This window comes from Actinoplanes sp. TBRC 11911, assembly GCF_012933445.1.
Lineage (GTDB): Bacteria > Actinomycetota > Actinomycetes > Mycobacteriales > Micromonosporaceae > Actinoplanes.
This window is the reverse complement of the sequence record NZ_JABBNC010000005.1, coordinates 17,795-40,259: the sequence shown is the minus strand read 5'-3', so window position 1 is coordinate 40,259 and position 22,465 is coordinate 17,795. Positions and strand designations below refer to the sequence as shown.

Here is a 22,465-nt window from a genome sequence, read left to right as displayed (position 1 = left end):
AACAGGCCGGCCCCGGGGTGGTCAGCCGCGTTTCATGGCGAAAACGTGCAGTGCGGCTTTGTTGGGCACGGCGGTGCTGCTGACGTTGGGAAGCTGGACCCGGACGGGTGTCTTGCCGGATTGCAGGGACACTCCGGCGTAGTAGACGTACGCGGGTAGCGGGTAAGCCTTCGTGCCGTGGCGGTTCTGGTAGGCGGTGCTGATCGCCGCGTCACCGGTCCCGCCGAACCAGTCGGGGCTGCTCAGGCTGAACTGCTGGCTGGTTCCGTCGGAGTAGAAGACGGTCCCGTTCCCGCCGGCAGTTCCGTAGCTGGCCGCGACCAGGAATCCCAGGGTTTTGCCTTGCGTGCCGTCGACGGCGATGCTCTGGCCGGAGGCGACGGCGTTGTCGGGCCGGCCGAACGTCCCGTTGCCGCTGGTCTGCGTTACCCCGGCGGTGGCGGGCCAGGTGAAGCCGAGACCTGCCTTGGTGAGGGTGGCACCGGGCTTGACGCCGGCCGCGGCGAGCGCCTGCGCGGAGAAGCTGCCGCCCCGTCCGTCGAAGTCGCCCACGTCGGTGGCGCCGTCCTGGGTGACAGCGACGTTGTTGAACGCCGATTCCAGGCTGGCCGCGCCCTTGCCGAGGCCCATCGCGTAGACGTGCAGCGTGGGCGTTCCCGCGGTGGCCGCGGCGCTGACCGCGGGCAGCTGGACGCTGACCGGTGTCTTGCCGCGCCGCAGCGGCACCCCGCTGTAGTAGACGTTCGCAGCCACCTGGGCCTTCTGATTGCCCTGCCGGTTGACGAAGGCGGTGGAGATGGCCTTGTCCGCTCCGTCGCCGGACCAGTCCGGGCTGTTCAGGCTGAACTGCTGACTGGTCTTGTCGGAGTAGAACACCGTGCCGGTCCCGCCCGCGGGACCGTAGCTGGCCGAGACGAGGAAGCCGAGAGTGTCGCCGGTACCGCCCAGCGCGATGGTCTGACCGTTGGCGACGGTGTTGTCCGCCTTGCCGCTACCGGCCGTGGATGGCCAGGTCAGGGCCACACCGCCACGAGACACGGCGGAACCGGGAGTCACGCCCGTCGCGGCGAGTTGCTGCGCCGAGAAGCTGGCGCCGTTGCCGTCCATGTTGCCGGCCTTCGTGGCGCTTTCCTGCGTGACCGAGACGTTGTTGAAGGTGGCGGCCAGCGACGACGCGGCCGTCCCCGGGGTGGCCGCCGGCACCTGCTGGGCGATGCCGTCGAGGTAACGCACGGCCTTGGTGACGGTGAGGCCCACCAGGTGCTGCGCGTCGATTCTCCCCCATTCGACCGGGAGCATCTGGGCCAGCTTGGGCTTGCCCTGCTCGTTGGCCGCGGTGGTCATCGCGGTGACGAAGGCGCCGGCCGAGTCGATCTGGCTCTGGGTCAGGACGACCGTGTCGGCCTTGGCCGTGCCCACCGCCTGCAGCACCGGCGCCCAAGCCTGGACCGTCGTCACGAACTGCGTGAGGAGCGGGCCCTCCAGATGCAAGGTGGCGTCGATGTCGTCCCGGTTGTCGAGGAAGAGCTTGTCGTAGTAGGCGACGGCCGGGGACTTGGTGACGGTGCCGAGCTCGTACATGTGGATCAGCGAGCCGGCGACATCCTCGACGGGAGCGCCGCCGGCCGCCAGCGCACCGGCGTTGCCGTACACCTGCTCCAGGGTCGAGCACACGATGGTGATACCGCCGCAGCCGTCCGGCCGCGGGTCCGGGGTGAACTCGGTGACCCCGACCTCGTTCTCCCAGACGGTGACGGTGACCGAGGCCTCCCGTGACGCCGGGCCGTAGAGGTCGGACGCCGCGGTCACCATGGCCGTTCGAGCGTCGGCGAACGTCGAGGTCGGCGACAGGTACTGCGTCAGGGCCCGCCACAGGATATCGGTGGTGGTGTCGGCGCTCAGCAGCGAGGACATGCGATAAAACGCGTAGTTCGGAATTCCGCTGTTGGTGTGGACCCCGCCGTTGTCGAAACAGGTCTCGACGTACGCGCTCATGTGTCTCGGCTGGTCGTACGCGGTGGGGTCGGCCATGGACCGGATGGGCCCCATGGCCTTCATGTCAGAACCCACGAGCCAGTCGTTCGCGCCCTTGGCCGCCCGCTCCGTCATCTCACCGAAGAAGTCGGAGATGCTCTCGTTCAGCGATCCGGATTCGAACTGATACTGCAGGCCGGCCGTTTTCTCGGTGACGCCGTGCGTCATCTCGTGGCCGGAGACGTCCTGCGACAGCATGCCGTCGCCGTACGTCATGGTCGAGCCGTTCCAGAACGCGTTCTGGTAGTTGTTGTCGTAGTGCACGTACGACTGCAGGGGCATGCCGTTGCCGTCGATGCTGTTGCGCCCGAACTTGGTCTTGTAAAAGTTGTAGACCACGCCGCTCTGGTTGTAGGCGTCGTTCGTGTCGGCGTCGCTGGTGGCCGTGCCACCCTCCGCTCGCACCTGCACGGCGAGCGCCGCGTTCGTCTGGTGCTTCATGTCGAAGATCTTGCGGTTCAGGCCCGAGGCGCCGCTGTCCGGGTTGCCCGGGGAGCCCTCGTCAAGGTTGTAGACGAACGGGAAGGCCGGAAGCGGATCGTCGCAGAGCTGACCGGCGTCATGGGGCAGGTCGTGGCACTCCGGCGGAAGCTTCGGGATGGCCTTCTTGATGTCGTCCGCGAACTGCGCGTCCCGGGTCGCCATGGACGGCCCGTTCCAGTTCGCGTTGTGCAGCTTGTCACCGAGCCCGCTGGGGAAGCCGTTGTACGACACGAGCGCCGGACGCCGCCAGGTGTGGTAGAAGTTCTCCGGCGGTTCGTCGCCCGCGTTGGCGATGCGGAACCGGTGCGTCGAGCCCCCGTCCTTGTGGTAGACGACCTTCGGATGAGTGCCGTCCCAGCGAACCGCGCTCGCCGGTTGAATGTCGTACTCGCCGTGCCCGGAGGCGGCGACGTACTGCGCCTGGTCGTCCTTCACCCAGACGGCGATGTGCTCCCAGTCGTGAACGTGCCCGCCCACGTCGGCGACGTTCTGGACCGCCACATCCTTCTCGAAGTAGTAGTCGTAGATGTAGACGCACCATCCGGAGTTGCACCGCTGCCGCGAGTAGGCGTTGGTGTTGTCCAGATCGGACTGATCCCGGCAGTCCTGCGAGGCTGTCACATTGTCGTGCGGCAGGCCCTGCGACAGGGTGCCGTCCGGCCCGATCGCGGGCACGTTGTAGCAGCTGTCGGTGTCGTAGTCGACGTCCGGCGCCCACTTCAGGTCGTTGACCGTGGCGTTCTGCGGCAGCGCCTTGGGCGGATTGACAGCGGCGGCAGCGGCCGTCTCGGTGAGCGGCTGGACCGCGACGATGACACCCTTGTGCAGAGCATCGACGAAAACCCGCTCGCTGAAACCGCTCGTGTCCATCAGATCGATCTGCCAGGCCAGCGCCGATGGGCTCGTCAATCCCTGCCGCGCCCGGCCGGCGTAGACCACCAACGACGGAGCCGCGGTCGTCCTGGCCTGCTGCATCGTCTTGCCGGCAACATCAACAGCCTCATTTCCCCGTACGGTCGGGACCGTCGACGCCGGCGCGATGAGATCGGGGCGCAGGCCGTTGGTGACGGCGGTCACCGTGGTGCCGGCGGCGTCCAGGTGCACGCCGAGCCGGGCGTTGTACACCGGCACGCCGTGGATGGACTGGTCGTACCAGACATGGCGGGCGCCGCTCGGATCCGGTAACTGGACGCGGCCGGTGACCTTCGACAGCATGCCGTTCGTGTCCGCGACGCCGAACACCTTCGCGTGCGCGTGGAGCCACCCCGCGACGTCGCGCCCCGCCAGCGGGCTACGCAAGCCACCCAGCGTCGACGGGGTGCCCGTCAGCGGATTCCGGGCCACGTTGAGCTGGTGGCCGGTTTCCCGCTGGATCTGCGCCAGGGCGTCGCCGACACCGGGAGCCTGCCACGTCGGCTGCGGCTTCGGCGGCGCCGCCGAGGCGGCACTCGCGGGCAGCAACGACGCGGCCACCGCCACCGCGGCTACGACCGCCGTCGCACGCACGGTCCGTTGTCGTGCGGCCCACGCGCTGCTCGCCGGACGCAGCCGCGCCGCGGGGAAGAAGCGGACGACCACGCCGCCGACCGCCAGTGCCCAGCCGGCCGCCGCGGCGACCGTCCAAACGCCGGACATGGACAGTCGCATCGACGCGGCGGCACCCGGGTCATGCGTCGCCGCCTGCGCGATACCCGCGAACGAGGCGTACAAGAACGCCGAGGCGACGAGCAACGGCCGCTTCGGAAGCGCGAGAACGCGGGCCGCGCCGGCAGCGAACAACCCGAGCACCGCGGAACCGAGCAGCGGGCCGACGGCCACCAGAGCCAACGCGGAACGCTGCTCGAGCACCCAGGAAGCGGTGATGTGGCCGGAGAACGGCGCCATCCGCCACCCGACCGGCACCCCGGAACCGGCGACCAGCCCGGCCACGGTGCCCGATAAGCCGGGGGAGAGTTGCTTCGCCACCAGAACGTCGAAGTAGGCGGCACCGTGAGCCGCCACCACGCGCAGGGCGACCTGCACAGCGGCCAGCGCCGAGACCAGCCCCACCAAACCGGCACCTAGCGCAGCGACGGCGGTATGCCAGCCCCTGCGTAAGAACTCTTGTCGCACCGAACCTCCCTGAACTGGCTCCGACCAACTCGGAGCACCCTGAACAGGGCGCGGCCCGTCAACCTGCGGAAGACGGGCAAAGCGCCTTCGCTTAGCGAAGTGGCGCGGCGCGGCCGGAATGTGACCACCGTCATGCGCGCGATCAAATATTCACGGGCATGGAAGTGATCTCCATCGCTCCGGCGAATGACCGAGATGCGGCCGCAACGGAAACGGCGACGTGCTCCCCCCGGCGACCGGGGTCACATTGGAGAGTCTTCGTCCGCCGCCAGCGTGTATGGGCAACACGCCGAACGGAAGTGTCCAGAAAGCGTCGGTTGCCGGGCCGGACCCGGGCCTGGGGCATGACGGCTGGCCTCGGCATCAACGACAACGGCTTCGTCACGGTCGGCACCCCCGCCGGCGGCGTCTTCGCCGGGCGCCGAAGACATCAAGACCCCATCCGAACAGGCCTTGTTCGGCGGCATCGCAGGCGTCGCCCACGACATCCGCTGCACATCAACGCGACCGCGTGGACGTCAACGCCGACTCGGTGGCCCGATTCACCTTCAACACCACAACCATCCCCTGACAACCCCGGCCCACGTACGCCTCCGGTCCTGAAGCGGGATGTCCCAGTACCCGCTTCACCACCGGAAGCCCACGACCAGTTCGGCCATTCGTGCTGCGGATCGGCAGTGGGCGTACGGGGAATTAGCGGAGCAGGGCCTTCCGGCCCAGCGCGAGGTGACGACACTCGGATCAGCCCGCGCGCGCGGGGAGCAGGTCATCGCCAACGTGCTGACCGGTCCGTGGCTGGGATCACCCTCCGCGTCCGCGGGGAGCAGCCCCCGGTCGGCGTACGGGCTGGTCTTGAACCACGATCACCCCCGCGTGCGCGGGGAGCAGACATACAAATCGGTGAGCGCCTTGGCTACCGAGGGATCACCCCCGCGTGCGCGGGGAGCAGGTTCGAGAAAAAGCGCGTGGATGCTCGATTCTGGGATCACCTCCGCGTGCGCGGGGAGCAGGGCGGCCGAGACCGCGGCCAGCGCGATGACCCAGGGATCACCCCCGCGTGCGCGGGGAGCAGTTGTCGGTCTCGGCCTTGTTCAGGCCGACCCGCGGATCACCCCCGCGTGCGCGGGGAGCAGCGAGAGCACTCCCGTCGGATAGGTCGTGTGATGGGATCACCCCCGCGCGCGCGGGGAGCAGAAGGTTCGCGCCGCGGGCGAGCCGGTCGGGGCGGGATCACCCCCGCGTGCGCGGGGAGCAGCCGACGGTTTCGCCGTCGTTGCCGACGATCGCCGGATCACCCCCGCGTGCGCGGGGAGCAGGACTGCCGAGGGATGGGCGGGGCAGGGTAGTCACGGATCACCCCCGCGTGCGCGGGGAGCAGCGCGTGTGGGAGCGCCACCGGCAGGGCCTGCACGGATCACCCCCCGCGTGCGCGGGGAGCAGATCTCCGCGCGGTGCAAGGGCAGCGCCTCAGGCGGATCACCCCCGCGTGCGCGGGGAGCAGAGAACCGCCGCCCCGGCGTTCATCGCCCGCCAGGGATCACCCCCGCGTGCGCGGGGAGCAGTCGATGGCGGCTGCCGCGGGCAGGGCGTACGGAGGATCACCCCCGCGTGCGCGGGGAGCAGTCGCCGTCGGTGAGCGAGCGGTCGGCCTGGTGTGGATCACCCCCGCGTGCGCGGGGAGCAGGCTTGTTGACCTGCGGGGTTGAAGATCAACATCCTGGTTCTTGTTCACTCGGACTGGCAGCGCATGGTTGCTTTCCAGCCGGCCGGACCGACGACGCGTGGCGGCCTTGCAGCACGTGGCGCTCGGCGGGGCCGGACCGACCCGCCCGCGCGGCGGGTTGCCATCGCTTGGAATCGTCCGCCCCACGCCCTTGCTTTGTGGAGAGATCGAGATCTAGCACCACTCTCGGCATTCTCACACTCCTAAGTGGTGGCCAGCGACCCCAGCGTAGCCTGTCGTTGATCTAATTTCCGGTCGAGGGCTTCGCCTGTTACTGCGGCGTCGCGAAGGCTATCCTTGAACTCGGTAAATTGGGGCGACAACATCGCGCGAATGAACGCCGGCCACAACGGCTACGAGACCGCGCCGCCGGGCGCCTTCAACTGGGGCGGAGGCGGTGGCATCAGCCAGGTGTGCCCGCAGCCGACATATCAGAAGGGGACGGTGCCGGCCGCCCTGTCGAGCACCGCTCGGGTGATCCCGGACATCTCGGCCGACGCGGGCTTTCGCCGTCCTCGAGGCCGACGCCATGCAAGGCGCCGGGCACGCCTTCGGCTTCGCCAACCCGCTGCTCTACCGCACCGGCACCGCGATCCACGATCTCACCCCCGTGAACCCGGCCAACCCGCCGATCGTGGTGGGTGACCAGGCGAGCGGCGCGGCGTCCGACCCGGACGCGCTGATCAAGCTGGGCGAGAACAGCACACTGGCCTCGCGCAGCGGCTACGACGATGCCACTGGACTCGGCGCGGCCGGGCCTTCCTTCGTCGGGGCGCTGATGCGTCCGTAACGCAGTTCATCGCTCGGGTCCGCCGGTGTTTGCCGGCGGACCCGCGAGGTGCTCGGCCGAGGATCAGGGCCGATACCCGATGGAACTGAACATCAGGTAGGTGTAGAGCAGCGTTTCAGGGTCGGTCATCGCCGTGCGGACGGCGGCGAGTTCCGCACCGGACAGGCCGCGGCCGAGGAGTGAGTACTCGAGCTGGTACGTGTTGTTGTGTTGCAGCATCGCGCCCGCCTCGCCACCCGCGTACAGCTGGTTCCATGCCGTTGTGGTGATGCCGGTCAGGCCGGCTTTCCGCATCGCCGCGGGGGCACGACGCGCCCACGCGAGATCGGCTCCGTTCGACTCCATCAGACCGAGCATGATGCCCTGCATCTTCAGAAATGCCGCCGCGGCGTCCGGGTCCGCACCGTGGACCAGCCAATCCTGCCAGGTGCAATCCCAGTCGGAGATGACGAGCGCGCCGCCGGGACGCAGCGCCTCGACGAGCCGATCCAACACCTTGTCGCGAGTTTCCAGGTGCATGAGAACCAGGCGGGCGTGAATCAGATCGTAGTGTGCCGGCGGCAGCGCCGCATCGCGGATATCGGCCCGATAGATCTCGACGGCCCGGCCGGTATCCAGATGGCGTGAGTCCACGTCCATTGCCGTCACCGAACCGGAAGGGCCGACGCGTTCGGACAACAAGCGACTGACACTTCCGGACCCGGAACCGACATCAAGCACGCGCCAGCCCGGCCGTACGGGTAACGAGTCCAGAACGTGCAGCGAGTGTCCGTCGAGAATCTCCGCGAGGAGGTTGAGTTGCTGACGGGCGCTCCCGCTCTCGTTGTCATAGGTGTAGCGGTTCTTGTCATGTCTTCGCTGCGCCACGTCTATTCAACGTTTCGGATGCGGCACCCTTCAGTCGAGGCCGGTGAGATCTTCAACCGTCACCGACTCGGCCGGTGGCGGCCCTCGTAAGAGCCGCCACCGGCGCCGTCTTCTGCTACCGAAGGCCGAACGCCCGCGTGATGCGCTGGTCGACAGAATTGCCTCGGGTGTCGCGCGCGGTCGTGCGCAGGGTCACGAACTGAGCGTCGCGGGGTGCCTTGATCTCGGCCCTCCAGCCTCCGGTGCCCGGGCGCAGCGGCACGCGGTGCCAGGCTCCGCCGTCGTCATAGGAAACGTCGAGAGTCACTGCGTGAATAGGCCCGGCGCCGGTGGCCGATCGCAAGGTGGAGGCGCCGATCGTCAGGTCGAAGTTTCGCTTCGCCTTGCCGTCCGGATCGGTGTCCACCGCGTAGTCCAGTTGGATCAGCGGCGGGGACTCCACCGTTCCGAGCGGCACGTCGCCGGAGGTGAAAGCCCATTCGGTACGAGTGCTGGTCGAGTACGGGCCGGCCCATGTGTCCCGGTTGTTCTCCGATACGAGCCGGTACGGCAGATGCTCCGCCGGCAACTGTCCGACCGCCAGCAGCGGGTTGTACCGGTCGTTGGCGCCCATGAGTTTGTCGCCCTGGTAGAGCTTCAGCGCATTGTCGGCGGCGACGTTGTCATTGGTGCTGCCTTCGTGCGCGGTTCCCGAGTCACCCCAGCCGGGAATGTTGGCGAAGAACCACCCGCCCTCCTGCCGGAACACGTTGAGTCCGGCCGGGTCGTCGAGCAGCCGGGGTCGCTGTACCGGGCCGAACCAATGCTCGGCATGGGCCGAACCCACGGCGTACGAGGTCGGCGCGGTTCGCTGCGTCTGCTCTCCCGGGATCGTGGCCACGGAGACCCATTTCGCACCGGCCGTCACCCAGTCGGTGCGGTCGCCACGCGCCGGCGCCTCGGCGTACTCCAGATAGGCGGTGGATCCGAGCGGGTCGGTGTCGGCGCGCTGTTCAAGGACGCGCCCGGGACGCCAGTTTCGGAACGAGACGTCAGCCCGCGCCAGGTTACGGGGCGTCGCCCGATAGGTGAGGTCCGCGGGAATCGCGCCTTCGTAGTCGGTCACCAGGTCATAGGCGTACCGGGTGATCGGATTTGAAGTGATGTCGAGGCGCACCCGGCGCTCGTGCTGGATCCGACCGATCAGCTTCTCGCCCTCGTCCTTGGTCAGCGTGACGACAGTGAGCGGTGGCGGGCCGGCCGGCGCCCACACCGATCCGGGCCAGGGCGCCAGGCGTCCCACGCCGTCATTCACCACGATCAGCAGCCGAGCGCCGGCCGATGCCGCAGCCGCAGCCTGGTCCTCGATCGCCACGGCGTCCGTCCTCTTCACCACAAGAGCCTTCCCCCGTACGTCACCACCCAGCACCGCTTCGACACTGTGCACGCTGGCCGGCAGTGGAGTCGGCGGCTGCTCGGCGAGAAGGTCGTCGTACCCGCGTAAAGTCAGGGCCGGCTGCGTAAGACGCCAGCGGGCATGCACCGTGAAAGCGCCATCCGTGACCTCGCGCGTCGGCAGCACCCAGACGCTGTCGTACTCCGGCCCCGGATACCAGGCGTCCAGCCACGGGCTCCCGCCGACGTCACGGATCAGCTCGAGCCTGGTGGCGCTCACGGTCGCGGGCTGCGGCGTGGTCGCTTTCGACTCGCGGGCCTTGGTGGCGTCGAAAACGACGGTGCGGTCCTGATTCAACGCGATGTCCGGGACCGGAAGCACGGCCAGGCCCTTGGAGTTCGGGCCGTGAGTGCCTTCGACATCGGTGCTGAACCAGGCCGTGTACGTGTCGTCGGGCAGGCGCAGCTCTAGCGTGCCGGTGCCATCGATCTGCTGGGTGATCGTGTTGTCCTTGCCCAGCAGCACGAGTTGCCCCGCGACCGGCTTGCCAGCACGGTCCTTCGTCCGGAGCGTGAGCTGATGACGTACGCCCTCGCGACCCACCGCCACCGAGGTGCGCAGTCCGACGTTGCCGCCGGTCGCCGTCACGTAGCCGGAGAGGGCCTGGTCGGCGGGCACCTTGTCAAACGACGTCGTCGCCGTCACCGAGGCGGTGCCGTGCGCGGGCACGGTGACCTGCGTGGCCGACAGCGTGGTCACGTTCAGCGAGGTGGACAAGGCGAGCGTGACCGGAACGTCACCAACGTTGGTATAGGTGATCTCGCGGTTCACCGGACCGGCGGGAGCGGTGGGATATAGCGGATAACCGAAGTTCAGCGACCCGGTCGCGAACACCGTCGCGGACGTGGCGGCCGCGGCGTCCAGGCGTCCGGTACCGCCCTGGTAGGCGGTGACGTCGGGGGTAGCTTTGGTGGTGCTGACGAGCGCGTCCTTGAGTTGCTGGCCGGTGAGCCCGGGACGCTCGGCGGCCAGCAGCGCCGCCGCGCCGGTGACGTGCGGCGCCGCCATCGAGGTGCCGCTCATCGTCAGGTACGGGCCGTCACCCTCGTCGATGTACTGCGAGCGTGCCGCGAGAATGTCGACTCCGGGCGCGGTCAGGTCGGGCTTGAGCGCACGGTCGTCGAGTCGCGGCCCCACGCTGGAGAAGAACGCGACCAGGTCCTTGCTGTCGACCGCGCCCACCGTGAGCGCCGCGTCCGCCGTACCGGGAGTCCCCACCGTGTAGGAACCCGGGCCGGCGTTGCCCGCGGAGATCACGAACAAGGCGCCGGTCTCCGCGCTGAGCTGGTTGACGGCCATGCTCATCGGGTCGGTACCGTCGGTGGGATCCGCGCCCAGGCTCATGTTGACGATGCGGGCATGCTGGTCGCGCACCGCCCACTCCATCCCGCTGATGATCCACGAGTCCTGGCCGTTGCCGTCGTCGCCGAGCACCTTGCCGATGTGCAGCCGGGCTCCGGGCGCTACGCCTTGCTCCTTACCACCGGATGCGGCACCGGTGCCCGCGATGATGGACGCCACGTGGGTGCCGTGACCCTTGCCGTCCTGAACGGACTGGCCGGGGACGAACGACTCGGCGGCCGCCACTTGACCGGCCAGGTCGGGGTGGGCGGCGTCGATCCCGGTGTCCAGCACCGCGACGTCGACGCCCTCGCCGGTGTCGCCCGTCTGCCACACCTGCGGGGCGGAGATCTGGGCGGTGCTCTCGGCCAGAGTGCTCTTGGCCTTGCCATCCAGCCAGATCTTCTTCACGCCCGCGGCGACCAAATTAGACCGTACGGCATTGGGCTTTGGGCCGACGATCGACGCGAGGAACGTGCCCGAGTGGTCGACCGTCAGGGCGGCGCCCCCGATGCTGTCCAACGGCCGGACGTCGGCGGCGCCGGTCCACGCCACGCGGGCCTTGGCCGCCGTCGCGCTCGTGTAGGTGACGATCAGCGGGATCCGGTTGCTGTGTGCGTCGTCGTAGCCGTCTTCGACCAGCTCGGTGACGTCGAACAGCCGGTCATCGAGCAGGCCAGAGGCGAGGTAGGGCAGAACGTCATGGGGGTAGACGTAGGTGTCGCCGTCCTTGCGCTTGGAGAGGAACCCGGTGAGCCCGCCCTGAGAATCACGGACCTGGACGCCCCCGTCGGCGGTGGTGGTCACCTTGTCCCCGGTGATCAGGGTGACCGAGGCCCCGGGGTCGCCGGGTGATGGGGGAGTGGCTGCGGCCACGGTGGTGGCCGGGCTGGCAGCGGCCGGGGTGGTGGTCGGGACTGATATGAAGGACGCTGCTGCGGCGAGCGCAACCAGCCCCAGTGCGCGGAGGCGCGAGAGTAACAATGGAACCTCACGGTGATCGATGGATCGTCCGCACACTATGAACGCCATTTATTACATGTTGATCTCGCATGGCCGTCGCCGTGCCTGTGCGGGCTCGGCTACCTGCTCAAGAATCGGGTAGGGCAGGTGGGCGATTTCCTGGACAGTGTCACGCGAGTTACGGACGCCGACATCGTCGTCGATCCCGAGGTGGTTTGGCATCTGCGTGGCACCCGCGCCGACGGTCCACTAGCGAGTCATTTCGATCGGCCGACAGGGCGGCCTGGCGCGGAACACCCCCGCGTGCGGGGAGCAGTCCTTGACTAGGTGGTAAGCGCCGTGACCTGCGGAACACCCCCGCGTGCGCGGGGAGCAGACTCGCGATGCGATCCGCGCGGTCCGCGAAGGGAACACCCCCGCGTGCGCGGGGAGCAGGGCCGTGGAACGCCTCGGATCCCAGACCGCCGGGGAACACCCCGCGTGCGCGGGGAGCAGAACGCTACCCTCGTCGTTGGCGCGGGTAACTACGGAACACCCCCGCGTGCGCGGGGAGCAGTCCACACGGGTCGAGCTGCTCTCCGGCGATCCGCTGGAACACCCCCGCGTGCGCGGGGAGCAGGACTCACGCATGTTGCGGCCCCAGCGTGACCACGGATCACCCCCGCGTGCGCGGGGAGCAGGTGCTTGAGCACCATGGACACGTCCCCGACGCGGGAACACCCCCGCGTGCGCGAGGAGCAGCTCCATGCGCACGGCCCGCGCCCGCTACCGCCGGGAACACCCCCGCGTGCGCGGGGAGCAGGCCGTCACCGGCGGCGCCAGCAGCGCCGAGTAAGGAACACCCCCGCGTGCGCGGGGAGCAGCCGAGTAGATCGCCGGACACGGGCGAGCCTCCGGGAACACCCCCGCGTGCGCGGGGAGCAGGAAGAGGTAAGGTAGATGGTTGAATTCCAGTCCGGAACACCCCCGCGTGCGCGGGGAGCAGGTGACCTCGCGGCGTACCTGCTGCTGGAACTGGGGAACACCCCCGCGCGCGGGGAGCAGATTCACGTGGGAGTGCAAGATCGAAGGGTCCGAGGAACACCCCCGCGTGCGCGGGGAGCAGAGAGTCGTGGACCGCCTGGCACATGACCTGCATGGAACACCCCCGCGTGCGCGGGGAGCAGTTAAGTCATATGACGGCATCATCTGGTGGCGGTGGAACACCCCCGCGTGCGCGGGGAGCAGTGCCTCTCACGCTCCAAAAGGACGACGCACAGATGGAACATCCCCGCGTGCGCGGGGAGCAGCTTCACGCCCACCCCTTCGACGGCATGGTCGCGGGAACACCCCCGCGTGTGCGGGGAGCAGAGCGGCAGTCACCACGGGTGGCCCGCTGGTCTAGGAACACCCCGCGTGCGCGGGGAGCAGCAGCCGGGGCGTCCGGTGCAGTAGCAGGTGCTGAGGAACACCCCCGCGTGCGCGGGGAGCAGCACCTCCTCCTCCGGGTTGACTAGGTCTTCGCGGGAACACCCCCGCGTGCGCGGGGAGCAGCGCGCCGAGCGTCTAGAGCGCTACTGGCCCGCGGGAACACCCCCGCGTGCGCGGGGAGCAGACCGATCGGTATCAGCCACACCGGCCCAACCTTGGAACACCCCCGCGTGCGCGGGGAGCAGCCGGTCGGGCTGGGCACGCGACGCCAGGGCACCGGAACACCCCCGCGTGCGCGGGGAGCAGGACGACCGGTAGACCTCCCCGGTCGCGTGGTGCGGAACACCCCCGCGTGCGCGGGGAGCAGGATCCGCTCCGACAGTTCGAGAAACAGCGATGCGGAACACCCCCGCGTGCGCGGGGAGCAGCTCGTCGAACGGGCCCGGCGACGAGAGGACCCGGGAACACCCCCGCGTGCGCGGGGAGCAGGCTTGTTGACCTGGCGGTATGAAGATCAACAACCTCGATTTCGTTCACTCGAATTTCGCCTATGTAGTCGACGTGTCTGAAAGCCGTTGGAAACTGCTCTCGGTGTTGGCATCGGATACCCGTGGAAGAAGCCGGCGCTCGTGGAAACGCGCGGCCGTGCCGACGCGGTGCCGTCAAGCCGTCAGTACGTCGATGTCGTATTTCGGGATGTGGGCGTCGCGGGTTACCAGCGTCAGGCCTTCAAGGCGTGCTTGGGCGATCAGCATGCGGTCGAAGGGATCGCGGTGGTGCATTGGCAATCGCCCTGCTGCTATCCCGTGCTCGGCGGTGATGTTTAGAAGGCGGAAGCCGCTGTCTCGTATTTGTTCCGGGAGATCGGGCGGGTCGAGCTTGCCGAGAGCCTGTTTGACGGCGACCTCCCAGACGCTCGCCGCGCTGATGTAGACGTCAGCTTCCTGGTCGAGGCGATCTTTGATTTCGTCGGCCAGGGTGGGATCGTCCGCAAGCCACCACAACACGACGTGGGTGTCGATGAGAAGGCTCACGGTGCCTGCCCGAAGTCTCGGGCGATACTCTCGTTCACCTCGTCGGAGTCCCAATCGTCAGAGGCGACGAGGCGACCGCGCAGTGAGCCCCGTCCAGCCCTTAGGGCGCCGGGTCGTATTGATTGCAAAGATCTGCGTGCGCCGGTTGCGTTGTCGAGCTGCCAGAAGGACCAGCCGTTGCGATTGTCGTTGATGTCGGGATTGAAATGCCGGATGACGGCCCGCGCAGCCCCGGTGGGCGTCTTGAACGATTGGCCTGCGAGCGGACCGTCGATAATCTCGATTCGGGCGGGCTCGATGAAACGGGCACGTACTCGATGGCCCTCGTAATCCGCGTAAATCGCCACGCCCTCGGTTGCTGGTTGCAGGCGTTGGCTCTCCGCCCACGCGCTTGTTGCGATCAGCCGGCGGATGATTGCGCCTTCGCTGAGACTTGCCATCTTCGCTGCGAACGACACGGTGCGTTTCGTGTCCTCGTCCACCTCGATCGTCGCCATGCTCATCACCTCGACGGCGAATTTAGCGCACGCAGAGACAGTAAAGCAAGGATTCGCAGCATGATCATCGTGTTGCGGCATGGGGAGCGGCCGTCGACTACGTGGATGTTCGCGTGACACGAGAATCACCCCGTGTGCGCGGGGAGCAGATCAGCGCCACACTCGCGTACCCGACGGACTTCGGATCACCCCTGCGTGCGCGGGGGTGATCCGCAGACCGTCGACAGCGTCTTGGCGACCTGGCGCTGCTCCCCGCGCATGCGGGGGTGATCCCGAGCACGTCGCGCCCTCAGTCGCCACACTCGGCTGCTCCCCGCGCATGTGGGGGTGATCCTGTGTACTCCGATGCCGGCCAGGCCGGGCGGGACGTCTAACGTTTGCCAGGTATTCGTTGCGTTGGGCGACGCCTTGTCACGGGTTCGGGTGACGTCGTTGACCACCAACTGCGCTCGTCAGATTTCCGGCATCTGGGGAACGAGTGTCAGGCTGGCTCTCCTTCGCGAGCGAAGACTAGGGTCGGCCACATCTTCCGAACATCCGCTCGTCCGGAGGGGCGTCAGTGACCGTCAAGTCGAGTCAAGTCCATCACCAGATCATCTGCGCCAACGTCTTTATTAGGCGTGGCGGGCGTCTTCTTGTGCTGCGACGGTCGCCGACAAGGCGATACGCAGCGAATGTCGTTCATCCGGTGGGCGGCAAGGTGGAACCGGACGAGAATCCCTTTGCGGCCGCGGCCCGGGAGGTGAAGGAGGAGACTGGGCTCAAGGTCACCAACATGCGCCTCGAGGCGGTGCTGCTGGATCTCGCACCGGTCCCCGGTGAGCCGCACAACTGGCTGATCTACCACTTCTCCGCGGACTGGGCTGCGGGCGAGCCACACGAGACGGATGAGGGCGAACTCGTGTGGATGTCTCCTGCCGAGTTCGTACAGCAGCCGCTTCACCCTTCCTTGCAGGGAATCGCGGAACACATCCTGGACCCCCGCAAAGGAACGCTCTTCGTCACCCATACCTACAACGCCGACGGAGGGATCAACGGCCGGTTCAAGAACGAGTGTGTGAACGGGCGCCCGCTCTGGGCGCCAGTGTGGCCACTCGCGCGCCGCTGGTCCTGGCGGCGTCCCTTCGTCACTGCGGAATGACGTTCACGACCTGCCTGCTGACCGGTTTATCAAGAAGGAGCGTGTCCAGGCCGTTGCCGTGGCGACGGCGTCGGTCAGGCCTCGATGCGGGGTGGCGCTCAACGTGGCCGCCAAGGCGCCGGCGAAGGCGTTTCCCGCTCCGGTAACGTCATCCACCTCGGCGAGGGCGACGCGCTCCTCAGCCCATGCGCCGCCATGGCTGTACCGGACCGGGGCCGGTTCCATCCGTTAACACCACCGCTCCGCGCAGCGCGTTCAGGGAACCGACGAACTCGGCCTCGGTAGCGGTCATCACGACCACGTCCGCGCGGGCAGCGAGGCGAGCGACGAGCGGAGGTGGGAAGCAACCCGGGTCGGCCTTACGACCCGCAGTATCCGCGTCCGGTGATCAATGGCATTGAGCACGGCAGTCGCCAAGTCCGGCGATCCAGCGGTCACGCAGATCCACCGTGCACCGTCCAAAGCCCTCGTCAGGTAGGGGTTCGAAGGGTTTACGATTCGGGCATAGCGGCAGTTTCCGATCCGGCAGTTGATACCGTCGGAGCGTGCTGACAAGGGCTGTTCGACCGGAGGTGGAGGCCGAGATGGCACGGGCTTCATGCATCGTCACTCCTCTGAGGAAGGACGGTTCGGCCTCCTCAGTCTCAGGTCGCGACTAAGAAAACCCAAGGCCTCGGTCGCCGAGAGTCACATAGGGAGCGATCGCTGGCCTGCCCATCACTTGGGTCCGCGCGCCGGTGCTGCACTGCAGTCTTGCCAGCGCCCGTAACTAATTGCGAATGACGGAGATGGCTGGACCTAATAGGGCGCTCATGGCGTATTAACCCTGCGAGCGAGAGCTTACGTTCGCGGAGCATCCATCGTCAGGAACTGATTGATTTGGACGGTGTAACCTGACTAACCAGGCCAACGCGAGTGAACAAAAACTAGGCTGTTGATCTTCGAACCCGCAGGTCAATAAGCCTGCTCCCCGCGCACGCGGGGATGATCCCTGCTCGCCGCAGAAGTCGAACGTGTCCGGCTCCTGCTCCCCGCGCACGCGGGGATGATCCGTCGGAGTCGTCGGATTTCAGGTAGGCGACCAGTTGCTCCCCGCGCACACGGGGATGATCCGGGCCCGGCGCCGGGGTTGTGCGCCCGGTGCCCCTGCTCCCCGCGCACGCGGGGATGATCCGCACGAGCGAGTGTGCCTGGGCGAAGTGAGCGACTGCTCCCCGCGCACGCGGGGATGATCCGAACAGGTCCTCGAGGACCTGGGCGATCGCGACCTGCTCCCCGCGCACGCGGGGATGATCCAGACGGCCGGGACGCAACCTCGGTGGCGAATGCGCTGCTCCCCGCGTACGCGGATCGGCTCGTCGGCACCGACTTCGACGGGCGCTTCGACTACGGCTCGTTCATCGCGATGGGCATCCCCGCGGCGGGCATCTTCACCGGTGCCGAGGCATCGAGACCCCAGCAGAAGTCCAGTGCCCACTTCACCACCGGAGGCCACGGCCAGCTCGGTCATTGTTGCTGCGGATCGGCGGGTGGGCGTACGGGGAAATTATTTGTTGTCGAGGATCGCGATGGTGGAGACGTGTGAGTGGACGCGCTCGTCGGTCGGGTCCTCGTCCGGGGTGCGGTGGACGGCCAAGTGCCGGTACAGGGTGTCGCGCTTGGCCGGGATCCGGTCGGCGTCGCGGATCATCGAGATCAGTTCCTGCAGGTTGGAGCGGTGCCGGGCACCGGCCGAGGAGATCACGTTCTCCTCCAGCATGATCGAGCCGAGGTCGTCCACGCCGAGGTTCAGCGCGGTTCGCCCGGCCTTCTTGCCGGTGGTGAGCCACGATGCCTGCAGGTGCGCGAAGTTGTCCAGGAACAGCCGGGACACGGCGACGAAGCGCAGGTATTCCTCCACGGTGGCCTGCGTGCTGCCCTTGAGGTGGTTGTTCTCCGGCTGGTAGGTCCACGGGATGAACGAGCGGAAGCCGCCCACCTCGTGCCGGGTCTCGATGGCGTCGTCGACGTAGCCGTTGGCGACCGCCATGTCCTGCACGTCGCGGATCATGCGAATGTGCTCGATGCGTTCCTCGTTCGTCTCGCCGGTGCCCATCATCATGGTCGCCGTCGACGAGAGTCCGAGGCGGTGCGCGATCGCCATGACCTCGAGCCAGCGCTCGCCGCTCTCCTTGAGCGGGGCGATCGCCTTGCGTGGCCGCTCGGGCAGCATCTCCGCTCCGGCGCCCGCGATCGAGTCCAGCCCGGCGCCCTTGATCCGCAGCAGCGCGTCCTCGATCGACACGCCGGAGACGGTGGACATGTGCACGATCTCGCTCGGCCCGATCGAGTGAATGACCAGGTCCGGGTACGCCTGCTTGACCGTCGAGAAGAGCTCCTCGTAGTACTCGACGCCGTAGTCCGGGTGGTGACCGCCCTGCAGCATCACCTGGGTGGCACCGAGTTCGATCGCCTCCCCGCACCGCCGCAGGATCTCCTCCATCGGATGTGACCAGCCCTCGGCATTGTTGGGCGCACGGTAGAAGGCGCAGAACTTGCACGCCGTCACGCAGACGTTCGTGTAGTTGATGTTGCGATCGATCAGGTACGTGACGATGCCGTCCGGGTAGCGCCGGCGGCGAACCGCGTCTGCCGCCGCACCGAGCGATGCGAAGGGCGCGTCCGTGTAGAGGAGCAGCGCTTCGTCCGGGGTGATCCGCCCACCGTCGGCGCCACGGGCGAGGATTTCGTTGATGTGTTGGTTCACAGCCACGTTCCGAGCGTAGGTTTGGCGGCGCTCCGTTCGGTACGAGGCGATTCTCACGGCAGCCCCGATGAATTTCGCTCGTTAGTGGAATCGGCCCGCGGTCGGCGAGGTCATCGAGGTCCGCGCACCGCACGGCAAGTCGCTGGCTTCAAACATCGTGAGCAATGGGCAGGTCTTCCACTACTTCCCGGGCGGGAAAGATGCGTTGCGCCGGGCGGCAACCGGGCAGCAGGTCCAACGTATCGTCGCTCACGCTGGTCATCGCCGCTCTTGAGGGCGGCGCCGTTCTGGACAGAGCGACAGCGTCGACCGCACATCTGGCGAACGCACTGAACCAAATGCTCGGCCGATGGATCAGGCGCACCGAGTTTGCCGTTGCTACTGTTTAGCATGCGGAATGGGCTCGCAGGTCCAAAATGTTGCTACCCGCCGATCGAGCTCAGCCGGGCGCAGATCTCATCGAAGTGCCGCAGGATGGAGATGTGTCCCTCGCCGGGCAGGAACTCGGCGTGTGCGGAGGGCACGTGGTCGGCGAGCCATCGGCCGTGTGACGGCGCGAGGAGCTGGTCCTGCTCGCCGTGCCAGATCGTCGCCGGCGCGTGCACAGCTTTGAGTTCGAAGCCCCATCCCTGAACGAATGCCAGGTCGTCGTCGCGCCACCCGGCTACCTGGGCCGTGACCGTCTGGTGAGTTCCGGCGGCTATCCAGTCGGCGAAGTCGCCGGCGAGAGCCAGCCGGTCGGGCTCGGACAGGCGCGCGGCGAGGCTCGCGGTCAACGCGGCCGGATCGGCGGTGCGCATGAACTCGGCGGCGGTCTGCAGCATGGGGGTCAGCGTTGCCTCACCCTGCGCGGCAGCTCGGTATTCGGCCAGGCCGGCCCCGACGAATCCGCCGAACCAGTCGAGTCCTTCGGCGTCGAAGGGGGCGACCCCCGCGATGGTGGCGACTCCGTGACACAGGTCGGGCAGGGCGGCTGCGAGGGCCAGGGCGTACGGTCCGCCACCGGAATGGCCGATCGTGACGAATGGTCCGTCGAGCAGGTACGCCACGTCGTCGGCGAAGGATGCGACAGTACGGCCCGGTGTCGCTGTCGATGCGCCGTAGCCGGGCCGTATCGGCATGATCAGCCGGAATCCGTGCTTGATCGCGGCTTCCGCGAATGCGGGGTGGTTCACCGCTGTCAAGGGTGTTCTGTGGTGCAGAACGAGGGGAAGCCCGTCGGCGGCGCCCGCGGTGAGGTATTCGAGTACACGACCGTCCGGCAGCTGGGCGCGCTGTGCGGGGTTGGGTGATGCCACGCTTACTCCTTCAAGGCGGGATGTGACGGGTCAATCCCACCACTGCGCCCTGTCGAAGGGTCAGGCGTTTCCCGCGTCACGGAGGCGGCATCTCTTGCTCTCATTTCCCTGGTTCTCAGGGTCGGTGCGGCGTTTTCGCCTTGATCCGTGCGGCGTTTCCCGCGCTGTCTCGTCGCCAAGCACCGGGGGTTGCCCCGAACTGTCGCTGGAACGCTCGCTCGAAGGTCCGCACATCGGTGAACCCCACCCGTGCGGCGATTTTCCCGACGGCGAGGTCGGCGTTCTTCGGGTTGGCGAGCATGCTCCGGGCCGCGTTCAGCCGCTGTTGGCGGATGTACATGCTGGGCGTCGAGTCGGTGGCGGCGAAAAGGGTGTAGACGTGGCGGGCGGAGATGTGGTGATGGCGAGCCAGTCCGTCAACCGTCAGCCCGGGGTCGGCGAGGTGATCCTGTACGTAGGTGCGCAGCATCTCGAGCAGCACGTGCTCGGCCCCGTCGGGTACGGCCGGTGCGGCACCGCGCAAGGTCATGTGAAGCAGCTCGATTGCGGCGCGGGCGGCGTTCTCCTGCTGCGCGGAGTTCAGTTCGGGCGCGAGCCAGTCGAGTCGTTCGAGATAGCCACTCAGCAGGACCGCCGCCGGCGAGGGGGCCAGCCCCCGGGCGGTGATGTCGCTGATCTGGCTCATCCGCAGCGGCAGCAGGTCGCGTGAAAACTGCAACCCCAGGCTGAGACTGTCGTGGGTGGACAGATCCCACGGGCGTTGCGCCTCGTAGAGCACGATGGTCCCCGGCGTGAGCTCGGCGTGCCGCCCGTTCTGGGTGACTCGTCCCCGGCCGTTGACGTGCAGGCAGAGCATCAGCAGATCGCTGCCGGTCGGTTGAGCCGCCATACGATCGGTGCGGAACAGCCGGAAAGTACCCGTGGATCGCACGCGCATGAGCGTGGCCATATCGCCGAGTGCTTCCAAGGTTGCCTCGCCGCGGAAGCCGGGATCCGTACGGACCCGGACGGGCAAGTAGCTTTCCCGCGAAAGCTCCTCCATCTGGTCGCCGGCAAGGATGTCGAGCTGCATCAGTTCCGGTGCCTCATTCCATCGATCATGGTGGCGATGATGCGGGAAAGCCACGGCCCCACCTCGACACCCGCGCGGAGTTCGGGATGCGCTGTGTACAGCTCGGCGAGCATGGTTCCGGGCTTGACGGACATCTGCCAGAGCGCCCCGGCCATGCTCGTGGCGGTGCTGGCCAGGTCGAGGGCTTGCTGTTCGGTGATGTCGAGCACATTCTCCAGGTGATGGGTGATCAGGCCGACCTGTTCCAGGATGGCGACCTTGCTCTCGTACACCGATTTGAGCGAGACGTTGCGCTCGAGGTTCATCGGCGCTTGGGCCAGCAGGTCGCAGAAGAGCGGACGGGCGGCCAGTGACTGCGCGATGACGGCGGCCGCATCGTGGTCCGAGGTCAGATTCGGGCGCAGCCAGGCCGACCACTCGACCCATCCTTCGACCGTCAGCGCCAGGAAGATCTGCTCTCTGGTCTCGAAATATCGCAGCATGGCGGACGTGTGCATGCCGACCACGGCGGCGACGTCGGTGAGTGTGACCTCGCGAACAGATCGAGCGACCGCCAGCTCCCGCGCCGCGGCCAGGATCGCCTGCTCACGCTGCTGTTTTGCCTCTGCACTACGAGCCCTCTGCACACCTCAGAGGTTAACACAAAGGGCTTGCGTTAATAACGCAACTGCTTTTTACTAAGTTCCATGATTTGGTTCATCACGGGTACGTCACGCGGCCTGGGCCGCGCCCTGGCCATCGCCGCCCTCGAGGCGGGCGATCAAGTAGTTGCCTCCGCTCGGACGCCGTCGCAGGATCTCGTTGCCCGCTTCGGCGACCGGGTCCTTCCGCTCGAGGTCGACGTGACTCGCACCGACCAGGTGGACAAGGCCGTGTCCGCCGCGGTCGAGCGTTTCGGCCGCCTCGACGTGGTGGTCAACAACGCCGGCTACGCGAGCTTCGGTCCGATCGAGACGATGGGCGACTTCCGGGCGCAGTTCGAAACGAACTTCTGGGGCTACTACAACGTCACGATGGCCGCTCTACCGATCCTGAAGGAGCAAGGCTCGGGCACGATCGTCCAGGTCTCCGCGATCGGCGGCCGCGTCGGCGCCGGCCCGGGCCTCGGTGCCTACTCGACGTCGAAGTTCGCCATTGACGGTTTCACCCGCACGCTCGCCGCGGAAACGAAGCCGTTAGGCATCCGCACCATGGTGGTCGAGCCGGGCCCATTCGAAACCGAGTTCGGCTCGACGATGCGCAGGAACGACATTCCGCCGGAGTACGACTCGACGGTGGGCGCGCGGGCGCGGCTCATCAGCGACCCGAACTCGACGTCGCCGGGGTCCGACCCGAAATGGGGAGCCGACGTCATCGTACGCATCGTGAAGTCGGAAAACCTGCCGTCCCACCTGCCGCTGGGCCCGCTCGCGGTGCAGATGGCGGTGGATTTCGAACGCCGGCGGCTCAACGAGGCAATCGAGTGGTCTGAGGTCGGTGGCTCGGCCGTGCACTGAGCGATTCGCCGTATCCGCTGTTC

12 protein-coding genes and 3 CRISPR repeat arrays are annotated in these 22,465 nt (G+C 67.6%); of the genes, 3 read left to right on the top strand and 9 right to left on the bottom strand.

The window, feature by feature from the left end; genetic code table 11:
* Window positions 1-21: 21 nt before the first annotated feature.
* The gene (locus HH310_RS09715) at window positions 22-4,566 is read right to left on the bottom strand and encodes an NPP1 family protein (protein ID WP_169175129.1); all 4,545 of its coding nucleotides are present in this window, start codon (window positions 4,564-4,566) and stop codon (window positions 22-24) included.
* 800 nt (window positions 4,567-5,366) lie between these two features.
* Window positions 5,367-6,313: a CRISPR direct-repeat array (repeat unit 28 nt; unit sequence GGATCACCCCCGCGTGCGCGGGGAGCAG).
* 568 nt (window positions 6,314-6,881) lie between these two features.
* On the opposite strand from HH310_RS09715, the gene HH310_RS09710 reads away from it, so the two are divergent.
* Window positions 6,882-7,142: a hypothetical protein gene (locus HH310_RS09710; protein WP_169175128.1), complete on the top strand. Its 261-nt coding sequence runs from the start codon at window positions 6,882-6,884 to the stop codon at window positions 7,140-7,142.
* Window positions 7,143-7,205: 63 nt separating this feature from the next.
* Here HH310_RS09710 and HH310_RS09705 read toward each other — a convergent pair whose 3' ends face one another.
* From HH310_RS09705 to HH310_RS09685, 4 genes are all read right to left on the bottom strand, one after another.
* Window positions 7,206-8,009, bottom strand: coding sequence for a methyltransferase domain-containing protein (locus HH310_RS09705; protein WP_169175127.1), 804 nt, complete (start codon window positions 8,007-8,009; stop codon window positions 7,206-7,208).
* Window positions 8,010-8,124: 115 nt separating this feature from the next.
* Window positions 8,125-11,661, bottom strand: coding sequence for a S8 family peptidase (locus tag HH310_RS09700; RefSeq protein ID WP_312033937.1), 3,537 nt, complete (start codon window positions 11,659-11,661; stop codon window positions 8,125-8,127).
* Window positions 11,662-12,038: 377 nt separating this feature from the next.
* Window positions 12,039-13,647: a CRISPR direct-repeat array (repeat unit 28 nt; unit sequence GGAACACCCCCGCGTGCGCGGGGAGCAG).
* 173 nt (window positions 13,648-13,820) lie between these two features.
* Window positions 13,821-14,192: a type II toxin-antitoxin system VapC family toxin gene (locus HH310_RS09695; protein ID WP_169175125.1), complete on the bottom strand. Its 372-nt coding sequence runs from the start codon at window positions 14,190-14,192 to the stop codon at window positions 13,821-13,823.
* Complete coding sequence (locus tag HH310_RS09685; protein ID WP_211192022.1) at window positions 14,189-14,689, bottom strand: hypothetical protein; 501 nt, start codon at window positions 14,687-14,689, stop codon at window positions 14,189-14,191. The genes HH310_RS09695 and HH310_RS09685 overlap by 4 nt, the downstream gene beginning before the upstream one ends.
* A 559-nt stretch (window positions 14,690-15,248) precedes the next feature.
* On the opposite strand from HH310_RS09685, the gene HH310_RS09680 reads away from it, so the two are divergent.
* Window positions 15,249-15,830, top strand: coding sequence for an NUDIX domain-containing protein (locus tag HH310_RS09680; protein ID WP_211191974.1), 582 nt, complete (start codon window positions 15,249-15,251; stop codon window positions 15,828-15,830).
* Between the two features lie 963 nt (window positions 15,831-16,793).
* A CRISPR array of direct repeats spans window positions 16,794-17,188; the repeat unit is 28 nt; unit sequence CTGCTCCCCGCGCACGCGGGGATGATCC.
* Between the two features lie 188 nt (window positions 17,189-17,376).
* Here HH310_RS09680 and mqnC read toward each other — a convergent pair.
* The 4 genes from mqnC to HH310_RS09660 form a co-directional block, all read right to left on the bottom strand.
* On the bottom strand, window positions 17,377-18,582 hold the full coding sequence (gene mqnC / locus HH310_RS09675) for a cyclic dehypoxanthinyl futalosine synthase (RefSeq protein ID WP_169175124.1): 1,206 nt from the start codon (window positions 18,580-18,582) through the stop codon (window positions 17,377-17,379).
* Between the two features lie 416 nt (window positions 18,583-18,998).
* A complete protein-coding gene (locus HH310_RS09670) occupies window positions 18,999-19,874 on the bottom strand; it encodes an alpha/beta fold hydrolase (RefSeq protein WP_169175123.1) in 876 nt (291 codons plus the stop codon).
* A 115-nt stretch (window positions 19,875-19,989) separates the two neighbouring features.
* The gene (locus tag HH310_RS09665; RefSeq protein ID WP_169175122.1) at window positions 19,990-21,000 is read right to left on the bottom strand and encodes a helix-turn-helix domain-containing protein; all 1,011 of its coding nucleotides are present in this window, start codon (window positions 20,998-21,000) and stop codon (window positions 19,990-19,992) included.
* A complete protein-coding gene (locus HH310_RS09660) occupies window positions 20,946-21,572 on the bottom strand; it encodes a TetR family transcriptional regulator (protein ID WP_169175121.1) in 627 nt (208 codons plus the stop codon). Before HH310_RS09660 ends, HH310_RS09665 begins: the two co-directional genes overlap by 55 nt.
* Window positions 21,573-21,632: 60 nt before the next feature.
* Between HH310_RS09660 and HH310_RS09655 the strand changes: the two genes are divergently transcribed.
* On the top strand, window positions 21,633-22,442 hold the full coding sequence (locus tag HH310_RS09655; RefSeq protein ID WP_169175120.1) for an SDR family NAD(P)-dependent oxidoreductase: 810 nt from the start codon (window positions 21,633-21,635) through the stop codon (window positions 22,440-22,442).
* Window positions 22,443-22,465 lie beyond the last annotated feature (23 nt).

Excerpts from the sequence above, each read along its gene's own strand:
- HH310_RS09655 (WP_169175120.1), top strand. The coding sequence starts at position 21,633 with ATGATTTGGTTCATCACGGGTACGTCACGCGGCCTGGGCCGCGCCCTG.
- HH310_RS09710 (WP_169175128.1), top strand. The coding sequence starts at position 6,882 with ATGCAAGGCGCCGGGCACGCCTTCGGCTTCGCCAACCCGCTGCTCTAC.
- HH310_RS09685 (WP_211192022.1), bottom strand. The coding sequence starts at position 14,689 with ATGGCGACGATCGAGGTGGACGAGGACACGAAACGCACCGTGTCGTTC.